This window comes from Luteolibacter sp., assembly GCF_039920825.1.
In the GTDB taxonomy this organism is placed as follows: Bacteria; Verrucomicrobiota; Verrucomicrobiia; order Verrucomicrobiales; family Akkermansiaceae; genus Luteolibacter.
In genome coordinates, this window is sequence record NZ_JBDSCX010000038.1 from 183300 (window position 1) to 203385 (window position 20086).

Here is a 20086-nt window from a genome sequence, read left to right on the forward strand (position 1 = left end):
GGGGCGGAACCCGACAAACCGCAAAGCACGGTGTGGATCGCAAGCATCAGGAGCCACCACACTCTTGTGGTGGAAGCGAACGGGTGGCCCAAGAAACGTACGAAGCTCTTCTCTTTGGCTTTTCATTCGCTTCAACGACAGGAGTGTCGTTGCTCCTTACCCTTACCGCCCATCCGGTTCCGGAGGGCCGCCGGAGGGTTGGTTCATTTTCGGGTCCATTCGCTCCTAACCGTCGCAACCGAGACCAGCTGTTCGATTTTGTCCAGTTCGCTCGGCGTGTTGGTGACCAGCAGCGTGCCGGAAGAGGTCAGCGTCACGGAGCTGCCTTCGCCAAAATTGATTCCGGCAGACTTGAGCAATTCCATGATGGGACGACGAGCCGTCGGAGGGGCAGCCGCCTTACCGCCATCTGATCCGGAATCCAGACTGGAAGCGAAATCCGGTGGCACGTTGAAGGTGCGGGTGAAGAGGTCTTTATCCTCCTCGCTTGGGGAAACGAGAGTGACCGCGAAATCGTCCACCTTGAAGCGGAGCTTGGTCTGGTCACAGATATACTTGAGGGCAACGGCAAGAGGCACATTCCGGAGCCGGAGTTCTTTCACCCGGAGGGCACCCGGATCACTCGCGGCATCCGGGGCGGTGGGAGTCGTCCCGGCATCGGCGGTTCCGGCAGCGAGCAGACGCGGGAGGCGGATCACGAAGTTCACGCCTTTCTTGGCAGGGTCGGGTTCAGTGACATCGAGTTCCGCAGCACGCAGGCGGAGGAAATCGATCGCCTCCTCCACGGTGGCGTCCTCGAAATCGATCCGCGGGATGACAATCCGGCGGAGCTTTTCAACGATGTAGGCGGCGCCGCTTGTGATAGCAGGCGTTTCCGGACGGACCTCCAGCAAATCGCCCCCGCCCCTGTAGCCGGCGAGCGTCGCTTCGAATCCGGCCTTCTCCTCTGGAACTGTGGCCGCCGCGATGGCCTTCTCCTGCTCGGCGATCGCCTCCGCGTGCTTTCCCAGCAGGAACAGCGCCCGCGCCTTGGTATCGAGCACTTTCGGTTTCAGATCCCGGTCCCCGCCAGCCAGTTCGATGGCGATGTCTGCCAGCTTCAGCGCGATTTCCGGAGAGCGCTTACCCTCATCCGGAGAAGTGATCATGTTCCACGCCAGCTCATTGAGCGTCCCGGCGTTCTTTGTCATTTCCTCCTGATTGGCGGCGGGTGCTTTGTGTTCCCCTTCGATCTGATTTCCTACCAAGGTGAGCCACTGCACGCGCTTGCCGATGAGGTCCGGGCTGGCACTGGTTTCGCCGCCCTCGTGTGCGGATCCGACGAGCGCGTCGACGGCGGTTAGGTATTGTTTCTGCAGCACCTTTTGCTCGATCTCGCGGACCTTTGCCGACGTGTCCTGCGCTTGCAGCCATGGCGTGAACAGGGCGGAGACGAGTAACAACGATTTGATGGATAATGGTTTCATGGGTTCGTGTTCGGGGAATTTGAGTCCGGCAACGCAGCCCGCCCATCGGGTCACATCCACCGTTCACTTACCTGTTTAAGAATCCGCCACCTCTTGTTGCAGGATTTCGGAAATATTCACGAAAACGTTTTTGTGAGGGGGAGCTGCCGGAGTCGCGGGGGATGGATTTGGAGATGTCTCAAATGCGTGGAGTAGGGGGAGTTTGCCGGCCTCCGTCCCATTTGCTCCTTCGCGTCTTGGAATTGATCGGTCCGCATGTCCGCTGTAGCGCGGCGGGAGGGCCGCCATTTGCCGGGCCGACGCCACAACGATCTGAATATCCGCAGAACGGGCAGGTTTTTTTTCACAGGTTACGGGGAACCCTTCGGGTAAGGATTTTGAAAGCAGAGCCATGATCCACTGACCTTCGTGCATAGGAAAGCCGACCTCGGGCCAGCCTCCGCAACAGGCCATCAGGACCTACCTGCCGAAGGCGGATATTCTGAGTTTTGAAAATATTAGCTAATGATTCCCTGACTTTCTGTGAGTTGCGAAAATACACCAGAAATATGTAGGTATCGCTTGAAGAGGGCGGCGGCGAGGTTCCAGGAATGGCGGGCACTTCCGCGGATCTTGGCGCAAAGGTTGTGCGGGTTTCGGAGGTGCCCGCTGTTCCAACCCGTATAAATCCTACCGATGAAATTCCGATATCCACGTCTCTTTCCACAGTCCTTCATTGTCTGTGTCACCCCCCTTCTCGCCTGTATCCCCGCCTCAGCCGGCGTCATTCAGTTCAACGAACAGGCCAGCGTTCCCGGGGGTAACCCAATTCCCTGGACACTTCCTACAGGCACCAATCTGCTTGCCGCAGCCACCCCAACCCCGGCTACCTCAGCCGCCAGTGGTGGCGTCGGTGAGGGCACGTCCGTCGATTGGACGATAACGACCAATGGGGCGCTGGGAACTCCGAGTCAAAATGCCCAGAGCGTGGCACCTCCCAATAACGAGGTGGTCACATTCGCGTTGAATCTGGCGGGGCACGCCACCGGCTATAACATCACTTCCTTCGATTCCTACTGCGCTTGGGGCGACAGCGGGCGGGACAACCAGCAATACACTCTTGCGTATTCGGTGGTGGGTGATGAAACCAACTTCATCACCATCGGCAGCTTCGAAAACAACAGCGGCAACCCCAACAACTGCACCCACATCAACCTGACCGACTCCACCGGCTACCTTGCCCAAGGCGTTCACTCCATCAGGGTCACTTTCGGGGGTAACCAGGAAAACGGCTACACCGGCTTCCGCGAGTTGGTCGTTCGGGCTTCCGAGCCTCCGACACCGGTCATCACCGCGCTCAACGAGTCCAACTCGACCAACATCTGGACACTTCCCGGCGGTCTCAATCTGCTGAACGGTGCGACGGCCAACACCCCCTCCGCGCCGGCGGATACAAACCACGGCAACAACGAGATCACTTCATCAAGCTGGGCGACTCTGACCAATGGTTCCGTCGGGACCTACACCGATCTCGGATCAAGCGTCGGTCCTTTGAACAACACCTCCGTCATCTTCCCGCTCAATACCACCACGAATACGAAGGGCTATAACATCTCGTCGTTTGATTCGTTCGGAGCGTGGGTCAACAGTGGACGGGACAACCAGGATTTCTCCATCCTCTATTCCAAGTGGGACGCCCCGGGGGTCTTCATCCCGCTCGCCCATGTCGTCAACCACACGGGTGGGAACCAAAACTCGACCCACACCGCCCTTGCCGCTGAATCCGGCTATCTGGCCACCGGCGTCGCCGCGATCCAATTCCACTTCGACAGTCAGGAAAACGGCTGGGTCGGCTACCGGGAATTCGTCGCGCTGGGAACGGCGGAATCCATTACGGCTCCCCTCACCTGGACCGGTGGCACCGGGAGCAATTGGATCGCCGGCGCGGACAATAATTGGAAGCAGACCAACGGTGGCGCTCCCAACGCCTTCAGTTCCACCTCGGCACTTACCTTCGACAGCACGGGTGCCAACAAAACCATCAACGTCTCCTCGCCGCTCACGGCGTTCTCGCTGGCTTTCAACAGCTCCAGCGCCTACACCATCGGCGGAGCGGCGCTAACCGTCAGCAATGGCCTCACGGTTGCGAATTCTGGAAATGTCACTTTGAACGGGCCTGTGGTATTCGGCACCGACCTGACCTACACGGGTTCAGGCAATCTCAACTTCAACGGCACGGTCCAAGCGGGTGCCCTGACGGTTTCAGGCAGCGGCGTCGTGACACTCGCCCAGAACAACTCCCTCTCCGGGATCACCTCGGTGAATGAAGGCACGCTGACCGCCGCGAGCAATGGTTCGTTGGGGACCAGCGCCCTGAGCATGTCCAGCGGAACGGTCAAATTCACCTCGCCCGCGCCGACCGTCTCCAGCATCGCCGGCCCTTTCGGAGCCATCGTTCTCGGCAACGGAGCCGGAACCACCAACCTGTCAATCGGCGACGCCACCTCCGTGACCAACTTCGGAGGAAACATCTCCAATGCCGCCGGGTCCATCGGCAGCCTTACCAAGACGGGTGCCAGCAGCCTCACCCTCGACGGTGACAACAGCTACACCGGGTCAACCACGGTGACCGGCGGATCCTTGAATTTCAGCCGTATCTCGGGACTTTATGGCGGCAACACAGGGTCTTGGACAGCTTCCAACATCGTGGTCGGAAATGGCGCGACCCTCGGGCTCGATGTCGGTTTCGAATTCACCGAAACGAACATCAACACCGACTTGTCGCTCGGCGGTTTCGCAGCGGGTTCCACCTTGGGCCTGAACACCATCATTGATACCACCCTCTCGCGGGACTTGAACCGACCGGGAATGGGTCTTCGAAAGACGGGTCCTGCCGTGCTGCACCTTACCGGGAACAACACGGCCGCCACCGGACTCACCAAGGTCTATGGCGGAGTGCTTGATGCCGGCAGCGCGACCACCGCCATCGGTGGCAGCGTGGTCTTGGGAAATGGCGGATCGAACGTCTATTTGAACATGGCTGCTGCCAACCAGTTCGGCCCGAACAGCGAGGTATCCATCGACAACGGAACCTTCTACGGGGTGACCATGAACCTCCGCGGATTTAACCAGACCATCGCCGGTCTCAGCAGCACGACCGCCGTGGCCGCTAATATCAATATCGTTCAGAATGACGAGAGCAACCAAACGGGCTACACGCCGAACGCCGCCGCCCTCACCTTGACGCTCAACAATGCCACGGACCACACGTTCCGAGGCATCATCCGCAATGGTGGAGGTGACGCAGGTGCCGTCTCCCTCGTCAAGAATGGCCCGGGCACCCAGGAACTCATCAATATTCCCGTTCAGGGATATGGCTACACCGGGCCCACGACCATCAACCAGGGCCGACTCAAGATCAGCTTCAACAGTGGAAACAACGGCTTTGCGTCCAACATCGCGGTCAATAGTCCGTCGGGGATTCCAGCCACACTGGAATTTCATGCGGTGACAGGTGATCTGAACTTTGACCGGGAAATCTCGGGTGCGGGACATGTGGAGGTCAATGGCATCAATGCCGTGCGCTTCACCAATTCCCACAATTCATTTTCTGGCGGCATCACTGTCGGATCTCCCGGCATTGGCACCTATAACGGATATTTGGCGCTTGTATCCAACCCTCCACAAGGTGCGGGTAATGGCCCTGATCAGTTTTGCGTGGGTGGGGCAATGACTCCGGGCAACGTGATCACCGTCCAAGGGGGTGCCACCCTGGCACTCGACGGCATCGCGCCCCTTGGTGAATCCTCCGTGCTGCCGCAATACGCGCCCTCCGTTGTGATCAATAATTCGGGGTTGAACGGCGGCAACAACAACGTCGCGTTCGTGTCCAACCTCACGCTGAACAATGGTGATGTCTCACTCAGCGATGGAGTTGCCATCGCCGGATTTGACACCAACCTTTGCTTCGTCGGCACCCTCGTGGTCGGCGGTGACAGTATCGAACCCTCCGCCATCATCACCGCTGGGACGGGGCCGAATGCCAATGCTTCGTTGGGATCGGGAGCCTTGCCTGGGACGACCTTCCAAGTGGCCGACGTCACTGGCACCGACGCCGTTGATTTCGACGTGGATGCCGTGCTGAGAAACGTCAATTCATTCACTTCGCCTTTGACCAAGACCGGTGGGGGAACGATGTGGATGCGCCGGACCAACACCTACACCGGGGATACCACCGTCGTGCAAGGTGAACTCCGGATGGGCTTCCCGTGTCTGGCAGACACCGCGAATGTTTCCATCGCTGCGAGTGGCACGCTCAATCTGCTGACAGGCGGGGCTGACACGATTAACCGTCTGACACTTGCTGGCGTGACGGTCAATCCGGGAACCTATGGAGCATCAGACAACCCAACTCCCGGTATCATCCAGACGGCCCGTATCAAAGGAAACGGACTGCTGGTAGTGACCGCCGGGCCGGAAACAGATCCGTATGCCGTCTGGTCCGCCCAGATCCCGAACGCCGGCCAACGCGCCCGCACGGATGATCCGGATGGCGATGGCTTCACGAACCTTCAGGAATATTTGTTCGGCACCTCACCCACCGCCTCAACCGGCTCGCTGTCCACCTTCCAGAGCACGCCATCCGGCCTGATCGTCCGCTGGAACCAACGTGCCACCGGCACCAGCACCTATGTCTTGCGGGAAAGCGCAACGATGCTGGAAAACCCGTGGCCCGCCAGTACCGCCACGATCACCAACAGCGCCACTCAGGACATCCCCGACTATGTGCGCAAGGAAGCGTTGGTCCCGGTCAACAGCGCCCGCAAGTTCGTGCGCGTGGTTGCCACCGAATGATCCCACGGCCCCCGCGACCGGGTTTCCGCCTGCGGGGCCGTTTTTTCCTGAACAACCAAACTCCCCGGCAGGCATTCCCTGCCGGGGAGTTTTGCATGGGGGCCGGCGCTCTGCGGCGATGCGGGCGGGCGTGTTGATAGAGTCGGCCCCCATCAACAAGCATCAATCGGTGGGTGGCGTTCATTTTTCGGAAACCATCGATGCCCCCGAAACGACCGACGCGTCGGACCGAAGGACGGGACGAGGGGCAGAAGGCGTGCGCATCGGGTGGAGTGGTTATCGCGTTTTGCAATGGTCTTTGCGCGGAAAGGAGCATTCCGCAAACCACACCCATTCTCGCCGCCCGGACCACCTACGCACCATTGCATCGGTGCGGTGGCACAGCTCCTGCGATAACAGGGGTCCTGCGCCCGGTCCCTTTCTCCCTCCATGAAAAATCTCCCGCACCTCATGGCTTTGGCCGCACTCAGCGCCTGTTTCCTCTCCTGCGCCCGTCCCCATGCCAGCCAGCCCACGGTCCGCGAACTCAATGCTGCGAAGTTTTCGGGCGTGTGGCACGAGATCGCCCGCCTGCCCAATACCTTTGAGAACAATCTCGTCGCCGCCAAGGCGATCTACCGAGCCAAGTCCGACGGCACCCTAAGCGTGAGCAACGAGGGGCTGAAAAATGACGGCGCCCGAACCTCGATCGACGGAAACGCCAGACAGCCCGACCCCGCGGATCCGGGAAAACTGTTGGTCCGCTTCGACCCATTTCCCGCGATTCTCTTCGAAGGCGATTATTGGATTTTGGAAACGAATCCGCCGTACACCCGCGCCGTCGTGGGATCGCCTGACAAGAATTTCCTGTGGCTTCTCTCGAAAAATCCCGCCGATGGACGCGAGGAATTTCAGGGGCAGATGCAACGTGCGCGGGAACTCGGCTATGCTACCGGCAGCCTCTACTTCAATCCGAAACGCATCACCGACTGAACATGAACTATCAGATCGTCATCAACCGCAAATCCGGCGAAGGCCTCTTCGAGGAGGCCGCGCAGCAGGATCGCCTCAAACAGATTTTCACCGGCCGCGGGCATTCCGTCGATCTGCGCGTGGTCGAGCCGGACCAGCTCGAAGCCGCCCTGAAGGGAAAAGCGGAGTCCGCCGGGGAAGTCCTGATCGTCGGCGGTGGCGATGGCACGATCACCACCGCCGCGCGGCTGCTGCACGGCACGGAAAAAACGCTGGGCGTTCTCCCGCTCGGCACCTTCAACCTGGAAGCCCGCGATTTGAATATCCCGCTCGATCCCTTCGCAGCGGCGGAGAGCCTGCTGGATGCGGAGACCCTCCCGATCGACCTGCTCAAGGTGAATGGCGAATACTGCCTGTGCACCACGGTGATCGGCTTCTACCCCGCGCTCGCCAAAGCCCGCGAGAGTTTCCATGGCAGCTCGTGGTGGGTGAAATCCCTGCGCATTGCCCGTGAGATCGCCACCGTGGCCGTGGCGTCGCCAGCGCTGAACCTGACGATCAGCGCGGAGGGGAAAACCTATCACCGCCGCACCCGGCTCACCGCTTTTTCGCCCGGCAGCTACGAGGAGAGCGTGGGCCTCATCCCCCAGCGCAAGAATCTCGCTTCCGGCAAACTCACCGCGTATGTTTCCGAGCACCTCAGCCGCGGCCAGATGTTGCACGCCGCCCTCGGCTACCTCACCGGCAAGCTGCTGGACATGGAGAAGATGACGAAAATCGAGAGCTCCGAAATCATCCTCGACGTGAAGCGCCGCAAAACCATTCCCGCCATGATCGACGGAGAAATCCTGCGGATCTCCCTGCCCTGCCGCCTCGAAATCCTGCCCCGTGCGTTGAACGTCCTGCGTCCCAAAAGCGATCCTTCCTGATGTCCTTCCAGCTTCTCCATTACTCGGACCCCCACTTCGGAGCCTACGATCCGCGGATTTCACGGGCTGCGGTGGAATTCGCCGTGGAACTGAAGCCGGACCTCACGGTGGTCTCCGGGGATTTCTCCATGCGCGGCCGGCGCTTCGAGTTCGAGCTGGCGCGGGCGTGGTTGAGGGAACTCCCGCAGCCCTGGGTCACCCTTCCCGGCAATCACGACGTGCCCGGCCTGAACCACATTCTGGACCGGTTCTTTTCACCCTTCGGCCGCTACCGGGAATACATTTCCGAAATCGAAGAACCTAACCGGCAGCTCGGCGACATCGGCGCGCTGGCCACCGCGAATTCCTCCACCCCCTTCGGCCTGCACCTCGACTGGTCGCGCGGTTTCCTCAGTCCGTTTGAAATCCACGCGCTGGCCACTTTTTTCGAAACGGTCCCGGAAGGCCTCCTGCGGGTTTTCGGGATGCATCATCCGGTCGTGGGATCCGGCGAAAAGGAACGCGCGCTGGTTGCGCCGATATCGTTGGTCAGAAAATTTTTCGAGACCTCAAAAATCGATCTCTTGCTCGCAGGTCATTTCCATCAATCGAAAATCTGCCTTTTCCCCGAGCCGGCGGATTCCGAGCGAAGGATCGTCGTTTCCCAAGCGCCCTCCATCTGCTCCACCCGACTCAAAGGTGAGCCGAACGGTTTCCATTTGATCCAACTCGCACCGGACACGATCCAAATCGAACTCTGGCGATGGCATGGCGACCGGTTCCATCCGGAAGGTGCCAAGGTTTTCCGGCGAGTTGAAAACGGGTGGAAAATTGCCTGATCGGGGGGCAACAGCGGGCCCATGAATCTGAACCGCAGAGACGCAAAGGCCGCAAAGGCCGCAAAGGATTTAAGAATTCCAATCTTTGAGTTTTCTTCGCAACCTTCGCGCCTCAGCGGTTCAATCCTTGATCGAACAAAATGTCCTTCCTCCGACCCGATCTGTCAGATGGAGCGGTGTCCTGCCGAGAGCGGAGGCGGGGGCCGCGATCCACTCAATCGCCGACATGGAGCTCGATCGCCGTTGATTCCGATGCCCGATAGTGGTCATCGCCGGCGTAAACCGCCACGATCCGCCAGGTGCCCGCGGGCAGGGCGGGGAGAAGCAATTCGGCGATTCCATTTTTCAAGGTGCCGGTGACCTTGCGGGTGCCGTCGCCCTTCCTGAGGTTAACCGTCACACCGCCACCGGGCTTGATCGGGAGTGGAGAACCGACGGCGACACGGATCCCGCCTGCAGTGAGCACCCCTGGCTTTTTCGTGACCCGCACCTCGGGTTTGGTTTCACGTTTTCTGACGAGGAGGCTCGTGGTGGTGCTGCTGCCGAGGAATGTGCCGTCCCCAAGGTAGGTGGCGGTCAGGGTGTGCTCGCCCACCGGCAAGGTGCCGGGCAGCGAGACCGTCGCGCGAGCGACCGCACCATCGGCATGAAGAATGGCGCTGCCGGAAACATCCGACCCGGTGACGTCGACCTGCCCGGTCGGCACGCCGCCGGGAGAAGTGACCTTGATGGCGATTTTCGGCTCGGCGCCCCATTGGACTCCGGGAGCGATGGCGGTGATGGATGTGTTTTTGGTCTGTGCGATCGATGTCGGCAGGAGGGGGAGAATCCTGTTGAGGGTCTGACCGGTGAACGCGGGATTCGGGGCCAGGTATTCAACGAACATTTCCACCTTCGGGCAAACGAAGTGCTCGCTGCCGGTGGGGGCGATGATCGAGAAGTGGAAGGTTCCGGGGCGGATGGCCGGGCTCGCGGCATTTTCACCCACACGATACCAAGCGACGCCACCCACCTCCGTGGGCGGCAGGTAACGGGAGTTCAGGTCGCCGTAGGTCTTTGGCGCGGAAGGATCATGCACTTCCAGCTGCGCCGGGGTTTTCCCGGGGAAGCTGACACGGAGCCAGCCATTGCCCGGGTAGCGTTTGGCACCCTCGCCGTTGGTGGCCTCGGCCTGCTCGTAAGTGGTGACGGCTTCGATGGTGATTCGCGACCCGGCGACCCAAGTGGCAGGGGTGACGCTGAAGGTGGCGACCTTGAAGTTCTCAGGGCCAACGCCGGTATCGACAGCAGGAAACCAGACGGTGCCGATCTCAACGGAGGTCGGTTCCGCAGATGCCACGATGGGCGACACCATGGCGGCGGTGACCAGTATCGTGACGAAGGTGAATAGGGCGACGAAGAGGGACCGGAAGGTGCCCTCGGTGGGGAGTTGGCGGGAAGCCTGCGAATGGCTGGGGTTTTCGGGGAATGGTTGAGTTTTCATGGCGAAAGTACGAAATGAATTAGAGGATTCACTTTGTAAATACAAGCGGATTTTTGATGATTTCGGCCCAGGCCAGGTGCTTGAACTGGCGGTGGGATCGTTGGGGAAGGTTCATTTCAGGGCGGGGATTCCAACAGTCGGTTGGGATACTGGGTACCTAACTCCGGTTGGCTAACCAAGAATGGGTGAAACTGAAAGTGGTGGGCAACAACACCACCCCATTCTGGATGTGGATTGGTCCAAGGCGGGAACGCATTTGGAGATTGTCTCATACCCGGTTGTGGGGACAAACCCATGAATCTGAACCGCAAAGACGCAAAGGTCGCAGGGGTGGCGCAAAGGAATTAAGAATTCCAATCTTTGCGTTTTCTCTGCAACCTTCGCGCCTAAGCGGTTCATTCTTTGATCGAGCAAAATGTCCTTCCTCACCCAACTGGTCTCCGTGGCCTTCTTCAACCTCCGCACGCTGCCGCAGCGCAAGGGCGCGGCGCTCACCGCCGCCATCGGGATTGCCGGAGTCGTCGGCGTGCTGGTGGGCGTGCTCGCGATCGCGGAGGGATTCCGCCAGGCGATGACGGCATCCGGCTCGCCGGATGTGGCCGTGGTCCTGCGCTCCGGATCGGATAGTGAAATGACCAGCGGCCTCGACCGCGACACCGTCCGCACGATCTCGGACGCCGCCGGCATCGCAACTAACGCCAAAGGGCCGATCACTTCCGCCGAGCTGTTCGTCATCATCAATCTCCCCAAGTACTCCACCGGCACGGATGCGAATGTGCCGTTGCGGGGTGTGGAACAGGGAGCCTTCGAAGTGCGGGGCAACATCAACCTGATCGAAGGCCGTCGCTTTGAAACGGGGAAGAACGAGATCATGGTCGGCGTCGGTGCCGCACGCGCCTTCGCCGGACTGGATGTCGGCAAGCAAATCAAGGTCGGCCAGAACCTGTGGACGGTGGTCGGTATTTTCACCTCGAAGGGCGGCATCGCCGAGTCGGAAATCTGGACCGACGCCGCCGTCCTCCAGCCTGCCTATCACCGCGATGATTTCCAATCCGTGTATGTGAAACTGGCCAATCCGGATTCCTTCGCGACCTTCAAGGATACTCTAACCACCAACCCGAAGCTGGAGGTGAAAGTCGCGCGCCAGAGTGAGTTCTACGAAGAGCAATCCACGCTGGTGACCCATTTCATCAAGACCATCGGCTTCTTCATCGCCAGCCTGATGGCCATCGGCGCCTTGTTCGGCGCGCTCAACACGATGTATAGCGCCGTCGCCGCCCGCACCCGGGAAATTTCCACCCTGCGCGCCCTCGGCTTCGGCACCAGCCCCGTGATCTTCTCCGTGCTCACCGAGTCCATCGTGCTCTCCATCCTCGGCGGCATCCTCGGCGCGGGCGGGGCCTATCTGTTATTCGACGGCTACCGCGCCTCCACCATCAACTGGCAAACCTTCAGCCAGGTGACCTTTGCCTTCCGCGTCACCCCCGCCCTGCTGGTCATGGCCATCATCTTCGCCACGGTCATCGGTGTCATCGGCGGACTTTTCCCCGCGATCCGCGCGGCGCGGCTTTCGATTGCGAGCGGTTTGCGCGAGTCGTGAAAAACCGGCCGGCTTTCTTTGCGGAAAGCGGGACGTGGTTTTTTGAGAAAAATTGTCCGCTGCCGGATGTGGCAGGGTGTTACATGGGCAAAAAGACATGCAGGAAACCGACGGCCACCTTCTCACCCGCTTCGCCAGCCATCGCGATGAAGCCGCATTCGACGAACTGACGGGCCGTTACCTCGGGCTCATCTATCACGTCGCACTGCGCCGTACCGGCGACCGGCAGATCGCCGAGGAAGTCAGCCAGAACGTCCTCTGTGCGGTCGTCCGCAAGGCGGCGGGACTGGCCAGGCATCCGGACCGTCTGCCGGCCTGGCTCCACCGCGCCACGCTCTTCGAATCCAGCAAAGCCATGCGCTCCGAAGCCTCCCACCAACGCCGGAAACAACTCGTCCATCCCGATGGGATCGCCACCACCGGCGATGCGGATTCCTCCGCATGGAATACCGCCCTGCCCGTGCTCGATCTCGCGCTCGATCGCCTTCGGGACTCGGACCGCCGCATCCTGCTCCGGCATTATTTCGAAGGAAAATCCTTCAACCAGATCGGCGATGAAGTCTCACGCCCGGCGGCCACCGTGCAGAAGCAATGCCGCCGCGCGCTCGACAAGCTCTCCCGAATCCTGCGCGGCAAGGGCGTGATGCTTTCCGCCGTCGCTCTAACATCCGGGCTCGCCGCCCAATCCGCGAATGCAGCGCCGCCCGCATTGCTGAAATCCGTCGCCGCCAAGGCGCTCGCCGGAGCCGCCGCCCATTCCACCACCTCACTCACCTTGTTCATGGCCATGAAATCCAAAGCCACCCTGCCAATCGCGCTGCTGATCCTGCTTTCCCCGCTGGGCTTGCAGCAGCTCGCCATTTCCCGCGCCGCCGCGCACAACGACCGGCTCCGCGAATCACTCGCATCCCAAGAGCCGGCGGTCCGCAGGGCTTCAGGCACGACGGCCACCCGAACTGTTAGCACGGGAAAGAGACGGATCACCATCGACATCCTCCAGCGCGCGCAGCAGGAAGCCGACCGGACCGTTCTGAAGCGAATCGAGTTCGAGGAAATGTTAGCCACTCTCGGAGCCGAAGAACTCGAAACGCTGATTCCGCAGACATTCACGCTGCCCGGCATGTGGCAGGGGAAAACCGATCTGCTTCGCCATCTCATCACGGCGCTGGCAAAGATCGATCCCGGACTCGCGGTCCGCACCGCCTGCTCGGCCGATCCGCAGCAACCCCTGGTCCTGAATGCCGGGGTTCAGGAAGCTCTTTACCAATGGACGGCGGGGGAACCGGAAGCCGCCGTGCGATGGCTGGAAGAGTTCAAATCCAAGCCTGCCGGCGGGAACTGGCACGCCTTCATGGAATACCAGGCAGCGGTGGCCGCGCCGCTCATTCTTTCCGGTTCCCCGCTTGCCCGCGAGATCGTGACGCTGTCCGACGACGTGTATCCGGGATATGTGCTCCGCGATGCGATGGGTATGCTAAACGACCGAACCATGGAAAACGCCGCGACCGCCGATTTCATGGTGGATGCGTTTGCGAAATTCCTTCCGTGGATCCGCGAATTCATCCCGGAAGATCGATCGCAGGGTCGGTGGGGGATGGACCGCCGGGAGACCATCGAGCGGTTTCTGTTCGACGCCGAACGGCAGCCCGTCGATAGCCCGATTTCCGGCAGGATCATGGAAACTCTCGATCTCGATCCATCCGAGCGGCGGATCATCGCGGAATCCCAAGCCATGAGGATTCTGGAAACGCCTTACAACACCCACCCCCGGCCGGATCGTGTTGCGGTGGACAGCGACGCCTTGGCCTGGCTGCAAACCCACATCCCGGACGACGCTGAGGAAATTTTTACTACCACGAAGGCCGCAGCCGCGGATCGGGAGAGAGGGCAAATACAGCAGTCCTTAAAAGATCTCGCTGCCCGCGAGGTCATCCGGGACGGGGACGTCACCGAAGAACTGAACCGCCGTGATTTCGAAGAGTTTCCCGAGTTCCTGCCCCAAGCGCTCGAGCAGGCCCGCAGGATCAAGGACCCTACGAAGCGGGCTGAGACGATTCTCCGTTTCGAATCGCTCCAACAGAAACTTCCCCGCTCAAACCCATGAAGCCCATCCTCATCGCCACCGCCATCGCGGCCGTTGCCGCTATTGGCATCGCCCGGCATTCCAAGCTCTCCGAATTGAATGCTGAAACCGCCCGCTTGATGGCGGAACAGCCCGCGCCGACAGCAAAGCGGTCCGACCGCGCCGCCGCCAACGAAATCAAACCGAACGCGACGGCGGAGCAGTTCGAATTGGTCCGCGATGAGATCATCAAAGAGTTCGCCGCATCCCGGAACCATCAGACCCGCGCCGATCCGGAACGGATGAAACAACTCATTCTCGCGGCCAGCGCGTTTTCCGCAGACGACATCTCGCGCTTCTTCGATCTTTTGCGCTCCGATCCACGGTCGGCCGGAATGGAACAGAACAGCCTCGCTGATGCCTGCCGCGAGATTTTCTCCCGAACCGCCCCCCTCGCCTGGCGGGACTATCTTGAAGCCCATCGCGATCTCCCGGATTGGCAGGGCCTTTTCGACGATGCCTTTCGGAACTGCCTCCTGGAGGACAGCAAACATACCCTCCAACAGTTCGACGAGGAATCCTCTCGCGGAAATCCCGACCTCGCCACCACCGGCATCCGCACGAGCGTGCTGCTGGAACTGGCTACCAGCGATCCCGATAAGATGCTCGCTCACGCCGTTTCTCCTGAATTCACCGCTGATCCCGACGCGCTTGCCCACCTTGGCGGTTTCGTCGGTAGCAGGCTTAAGCAGCCTGCGGACCACCAGCGATTCCTCGCCGCCCTGCGCCGCGCTCAGGAGAAAAATCCTTCCCCGGTGCTGGCCAAGATCCGCGAGGATTACACCCGTGAAATCGCGGGGCATTTCTACAAATGGCCCGCCGATCAGGCGATCGCTTTGATCGATTCCGAGTTCACGCCTGCGGAACGATTTCACGTCGCGGAACAATCCGCCTCCCGTGGCGATCTTGCCGACCCGGAAAAGTGGGTTGACTGGTTCCTCAAGATCGATCCGGCCGAATGGGCCGCGTGGACTGCCCAACAGGGAAACGCAGTCTCTCATCCGCTTGTGCGTCAAATCGCAAGCCGCTCCATCGAGGACGCCGATCTCCCTGCGAAATGGCTGGAAAAAATCCCGCCCGGAGAATTGCGCGACAAGGCCACACAGGAGTACGCGTGGATGATCGCCGACCGCGATCCCGACCGCGCCGCCGGCTATCTCGATCAACTGCCAGCTAACAAGGGCAAACAGAACCTCGTCAAAAAGATCGACGAGGCCCGGCAAGGAAGCAAATCGCCGGCGCGTTGAGGGACTGCGGATGGACCGGAACGAAAACCGTGGGGGCAGCCCCGACTAACAGGCATTGAGGCTATGCGCGCCGGCGGCGCAGCAATATCACCATCCCGAGGCCGCCCAGCAACGCCGCACTAGGTTCGGGAACCACGGTGACGTAGCCTGTTGCGGTATCGAACACCGCGGACTGACCCACATCCAAGCCGCTGAAGTTCACCGTCGAGAAAGTTCCCCCGTAGGTGTCGAAGTTGAAGATCTGGACGGAGCCGCCGTTGGCATACGTGCCGCCGGAGAACAGCAGATTCAGCGTGCCTCCGAACGTCACCGCCTGGGTGCCCACACCTCCTTGCGCGAGATCAAAGGAGTTGATACCTAATGCGATATTGGTGAATTCGAAATTGGAAACCGCCCCACTCCCGAACGTTAGATCGTTATTAAAAGTCATCGTGCCCGGCGAGTTGCCGATGGCGAGCGTGCCGTTGACGGTGATCGCACCAGTGACGGAACCTCCCGAGCCGGTGAGCGACTGCCCGGATCCCAAGCTAAAGCCACTCACGGCCGACACATTGAAATTGCCGCCGTTGATAGAAATTTCGGACGAGTTGGCGATGGAGGCGGTCGAAGCGAGTGCCAGACTGCCGCCGCTGATCGTGGTTTTTCCGGTGTAGGTGTTAGCGCCCGAGAGAGTCATTGTTCCGCCGCCGGTTTTAATGATACCCGAGCCGGCCGCGCCTCCTGCCGTGCCGCTGCCGCCGATGAGTGGAGCGGATACTAACAACGAGGCGCCCGTCGCGCCCGGATCAACGTCGAAAGTGACCGTCTTGTTCGTGCCCACTCCGAGATGGTAGCCATTGTTGCCGCCTGCGGTGGTGGAAATGACGGACTGCGTCGTGCCTGTCGCGGTCACGGTTTGGTTCAGCACGTAGGATTGGTAGCTGGCATTGGCGGTGCCGGTGGTCGCGGTAATGGTGCCGCCGTTGAGATTCACCACGCCGAGCGTATTCGTGTCTCCGGCGGTGGAGCGAAGGGTTCCGCCATTCAGATTCAGGGTGACGTTGGCCGGATTGTAGGCACCCGTGGCCAGGACGTTTCCGATCGCGAACTCCAGGGTCGCGCCACTGCTCACGGTGATCGATCGGGCGACGGTGGTGTTGCCGAGGATTCCGGCGGTGGGGTTGCTGCTGTTCACATTGGTCGTCGCCGCCTTGAGCGTGCCATTGCTAACGAGGATGTTGCCGGTGAAAGTGCTGCCGCCGTTTGAGAGAGTCCAGGTTCCGGTGCCTGCCTTGGTGAGGGCGAGGCCGGCACCGTCGGTGATCGCACCGGAGATTTCACCCGTGCCGCCGGTCGAGCCCTGCAAGGTGATGACGTGGGCCGCTCCGCTCGTGTTGGTGATGCCGCCAGTGAATTTAAGCAACCCGGTAGTCCCGGACTGGTCGATGACGCCGTTGCTCCCTGCGGAAAATGCCCGGAGGCTGATGGCGCGGTCGGTGGTCTCGCCGCCGCCGTTGTAGATGAGTGTGCCGGCAGCGCCGTTGCCACCCAGGACTATTGTGCCTTTCTCGACGGTGGTTGGCGCGCCGAGGCTGCTGGAGGCTGTGCCGCCTATGACGCTGTTAAGCGAGGAGGCGGTGATCGAGCCGCCGGTGAAGATGGAGACTTGGCCGGTGAAGGTGTTCGCAGCGTTCAGAATGACGTTTCCAGTCCCGGTCTGGGTGACCGAGCCAGTGCCGCTGATCAGGCCGAAATCGGTGCCTTGGGTGATCGTGTTGGTTCGATTGAAACGGAGCGCGCCATTATTGATGATGTTGGTGCTGCCGGAAAACGAGCCGGTCGTGCCGTTATTGCCGATTTGGAGGGTGGGGGCCACTGGGACTGTGGCAGTGCTCGAGGTGATGGTGATCGACCCTGTATAGGCAGAACTGGTGCCGGTGAAGCGCACCAGACCGGTGTCGGCGTTGCCATTCGCGGTGCCGTCGATCACCAGGTTGCTGGAACCGGTAATGGTCGAGGTGATGGAGAGAGTCTCGTTCGAGAGCGCTCCGAGGGAAGTGGTGGCAGTGACGTTGATATTGCCGGCGATGGTGAGGATGGCGCCGTTGTTCGCGTCGGCCTGATCGAAGAGGCCTCCATTCAAAACCAGGTTGTTGATCGTGAGGGTCGTGCCGACACCGCCGGTGTTGTTATTACTCTTTCCGATGAAGCGCGCACCGGAGGAGATGGTAAGCTTGTCGCCAGCGAAGGTGACCGAACCGCTGGTGGGGGAACGCAACAGAGTGCCGACTGCGTTGCCGCCGATGTTAGGCCCCCCGACCGTGTAGTTATTCCCAGCCAGCGGAGCGACGGCCGTACCCGCATTGTTTAACTTCCAACCCGCCGCGCTAGGAGTGAGGGGATTGGTGAAGCTGGACCCACCCGCGTTTTCGCCCGTCGTGCCGATGTAATACTCAGCGGCGAAGGCGGAACCGGTCGCAAGGAAGATGGCGGCGAGACCACGCGGAAGGAAGTAAGAGGAATGGAATTTCATGAGCTGGGTTTTTCAGTCGTTTTCGAAATCACTCCGGCTCCACCTTGAGCCTCACGAATTGTTTCCCCGGAACGTTGGGCACGACGAAGGAGACAGAGGTGCCGGTGTCGGTGATGCCGGTGGTGGCGTCGGTCCAGACGACGAGGTCCGGGGAGGTCTGGAAGTGATAGGTGCCGGTGTAGGCGGCGCTTTTCGGGAAGGTCAGGGTGCTTCCGATAATGGCCGGGTTGGCGGTGAAGGTGCTTCCGGTGGCGCCCATGAAGAACTCGACGCCGTTTTTCACGCCATCGTTGTCAAAGTCGAGTTGCGCTCCCTGGTCACCAGCGTTGGTGGTGGACCAAGAGGCGTAGCCGACGGAGAGAACCTTGATTTTCCCCGTTCCAGCAAGAAAGCCGGAGGGATCGTCCGAGCCGTAAATGCCGTCCGGGACGGGCGTCCCGTCGAAGTATAACGCCTTGACGGTGGCGGTGCCGACATAGTCGAGCTTCAGTATGGAGATGCCATACGCATAGACGGAGGAGGCATAATAGAGCGATGGGGTCTTCAACACGAGCGTGCCGTCGTAAACGGTGGTGTCGCCGGTGTAGGTATTCTGCCCGGAAAGTGTCCAGGTGCCGGTGCCGTTCTTGGTGACGGCGAGGCCGGTGCCGTTGGTGATCGCCCCGGAGATCTCACCCGTGCCGTCGGTCGAACCTTGGAAGGTGATGACATGTTTCGAGCCGCTCGTGTTGGTGATGCCGCCGGTGAATTTCAACAACCCCGTCCCGGACTGGTCGATGACGCCGTTGCTCCCCGTGGAAAATGCCTGAAGGCGGATGGCGCGGTCGGTGGTCTCGCCGGGGCCGTTGTAGATGAGGTTTCCGGGAGCGGAGTTGCCCCCCATAATGAAGGTGCCCGCCTCAACAGTCAGAGGAGCGCCGAGGTTGCTGGAGGGCGTGCCGCCTACGACGCTGTTGAGCGAGGAGGCGATGATCGAGCCGCCGGTGAAAATGGAGACCTGGCCGCCGAAGGTGTTCGCACCGCCCAAGGTGGTGGCACCTGTGCCGGACTGAACGATCGAGACGGTGCCCGCGCCGTTGCTGATGACGCCGGTGGACTGGCTGACATTGCCGGCGGTGTTGAAGGTAAGGTTGCGAGCGCCGGCGGTACCGGACGAAATATTGCCGGTGAGGCTGAGGGTCCCGCCAAACGGCAGGGCGACTGTGGCGTTCTGGTTGAGAGTGACGTTGCCCGAGAAAACCGAAGGATCCGGGGTGTTTCCACCGAAGGTGAGGAGACCGGTACCGCCCGCGCGGACAATGAGGTTGTTGGAAAACGTGAAGGCTCCGTTCGTGAGGAGCGAGACTGGATTCGCGCCAGTGGTCGCGCCGAGTGTGACATCTCCGGCAGATGCGCCGAGCGCCCCGCTGACGGTCGTGGCATTTGAAACGCCGATGAGAACGCGGCCGGCGTTGAGGGTCGCGCCTCCGGTGTTGGTGTTCGCCCCGGAGAGGATGACGGTGCCGGTATCGGCTCCCGCGTTCACGTTCGCCCCGGCGACGACCAGCGGCCCGGCCCCTGAAATGGTGGCAGCAACGGTGAACGTTTCACCGGTGAGCGCACCGATGCCGCCGTTGGCGGAATTCGCGCCAAGCGAGATGGCACCGGCGAAGGTGGCGGTGGCAAAGTCGTTGCCCGCGTTCGCGAGATCGAGCACGCCACCGTTAAGGATCAGGTTGGGCACCGTGAGTGTCTGGGCGACAGCGGGCGGGTTTTTGAAAAGAAACCGTCCGTTGCCAAGCAGGGTCAGCGAGTCGCCCGGGAACGTAAACGCCACTCCGGCAGTCGGCCCGCGCATGCCGATGGCGGTGGCACCGCCACCGATCGTGTAGGTATTTCCGGACGCGGGCGGATTTTTGGTCGTGACCGGAGCCCCACCGGTCCAGCCGGTGGCGGTGGCTCCTGTAAGTGGATTCGTGAAGCTGGACGTGCCGCCGGGGTCCGTGACGGGGAGGGTGAACTCCGCCGCGCCGGCGTTTCCAGCCGGCAGGGCGAAGCAAGCGGTGATCAGGAGGATGGAAGGCAGGGAACCGGAGATAGGGAATGGTTTCATAGGGTTGGGACGGACATGCGGCTCGCGACCGAC

At 61.0% G+C, this 20086-nt stretch carries 11 protein-coding genes; 7 read left to right on the forward strand and 4 right to left on the reverse strand.

Features of this window, described 5'->3' with window-relative positions; genetic code table 11:
• Nucleotides 1-203: 203 nt before the first annotated feature.
• Nucleotides 204-1466 (reverse strand): tetratricopeptide repeat protein, encoded by a 1263-nt coding sequence (locus ABIQ96_RS09970; RefSeq protein ID WP_348214431.1) that lies wholly within the window; start codon nucleotides 1464-1466, stop codon nucleotides 204-206.
• Nucleotides 1467-2141: 675 nt separating this feature from the next.
• Here ABIQ96_RS09970 and ABIQ96_RS09975 point away from each other — a divergent pair.
• The 4 genes from ABIQ96_RS09975 (at nucleotide 2142) to ABIQ96_RS09990 (ending at nucleotide 8997) form a co-directional block, all read left to right on the forward strand.
• Nucleotides 2142-6299, forward strand: a complete 4158-nt coding sequence (locus ABIQ96_RS09975; protein WP_348214432.1) for an autotransporter-associated beta strand repeat-containing protein — start codon at nucleotides 2142-2144, stop codon at nucleotides 6297-6299.
• Nucleotides 6300-6728: 429 nt separating this feature from the next.
• Entirely contained in the window at nucleotides 6729-7271 is a 543-nt protein-coding gene (locus ABIQ96_RS09980) for a lipocalin family protein (protein WP_348214433.1), read from the forward strand.
• Nucleotides 7272-7273: 2 nt separating this feature from the next.
• Nucleotides 7274-8179: a diacylglycerol kinase family protein gene (locus tag ABIQ96_RS09985; RefSeq protein ID WP_348214434.1), complete on the forward strand. Its 906-nt coding sequence runs from the start codon at nucleotides 7274-7276 to the stop codon at nucleotides 8177-8179.
• Nucleotides 8179-8997: a metallophosphoesterase gene (locus tag ABIQ96_RS09990; RefSeq protein WP_348214435.1), complete on the forward strand. Its 819-nt coding sequence runs from the start codon at nucleotides 8179-8181 to the stop codon at nucleotides 8995-8997. Before ABIQ96_RS09985 ends, ABIQ96_RS09990 begins: the two co-directional genes overlap by 1 nt.
• Before the next feature lie 214 nt (nucleotides 8998-9211).
• On the opposite strand, the gene ABIQ96_RS09995 is transcribed toward ABIQ96_RS09990, so the two are convergent.
• Complete coding sequence (locus ABIQ96_RS09995) at nucleotides 9212-10480, reverse strand: Ig-like domain-containing protein (protein ID WP_348214436.1); 1269 nt, start codon at nucleotides 10478-10480, stop codon at nucleotides 9212-9214.
• Nucleotides 10481-10895: 415 nt separating this feature from the next.
• Between ABIQ96_RS09995 and ABIQ96_RS10000 the strand changes: the two genes are divergently transcribed.
• From ABIQ96_RS10000 to ABIQ96_RS10010, 3 genes are all read left to right on the forward strand, one after another.
• Nucleotides 10896-12080 carry an ABC transporter permease gene (locus tag ABIQ96_RS10000; protein ID WP_348214437.1) on the forward strand — a complete coding sequence of 395 codons (1185 nt, stop codon included), beginning with the start codon at nucleotides 10896-10898 and terminating at the stop codon, nucleotides 12078-12080.
• A 97-nt stretch (nucleotides 12081-12177) separates the two neighbouring features.
• Entirely contained in the window at nucleotides 12178-14184 is a 2007-nt protein-coding gene (locus tag ABIQ96_RS10005) for a sigma-70 family RNA polymerase sigma factor (RefSeq protein ID WP_348214438.1), read from the forward strand.
• Nucleotides 14181-15449: a hypothetical protein gene (locus ABIQ96_RS10010; protein ID WP_348214439.1), complete on the forward strand. Its 1269-nt coding sequence runs from the start codon at nucleotides 14181-14183 to the stop codon at nucleotides 15447-15449. The genes ABIQ96_RS10005 and ABIQ96_RS10010 overlap by 4 nt, the downstream gene beginning before the upstream one ends.
• Nucleotides 15450-15510: 61 nt before the next feature.
• On the opposite strand, the gene ABIQ96_RS10015 is transcribed toward ABIQ96_RS10010, so the two are convergent.
• A complete protein-coding gene (locus tag ABIQ96_RS10015) occupies nucleotides 15511-17961 on the reverse strand; it encodes an autotransporter-associated beta strand repeat-containing protein (RefSeq protein ID WP_348214440.1) in 2451 nt (816 codons plus the stop codon).
• A 28-nt stretch (nucleotides 17962-17989) separates the two neighbouring features.
• The gene (locus ABIQ96_RS10020) at nucleotides 17990-20053 is read right to left on the reverse strand and encodes an autotransporter-associated beta strand repeat-containing protein (protein ID WP_348214441.1); all 2064 of its coding nucleotides are present in this window, start codon (nucleotides 20051-20053) and stop codon (nucleotides 17990-17992) included.
• Between the last annotated feature and the right edge of the window lie 33 nt (nucleotides 20054-20086).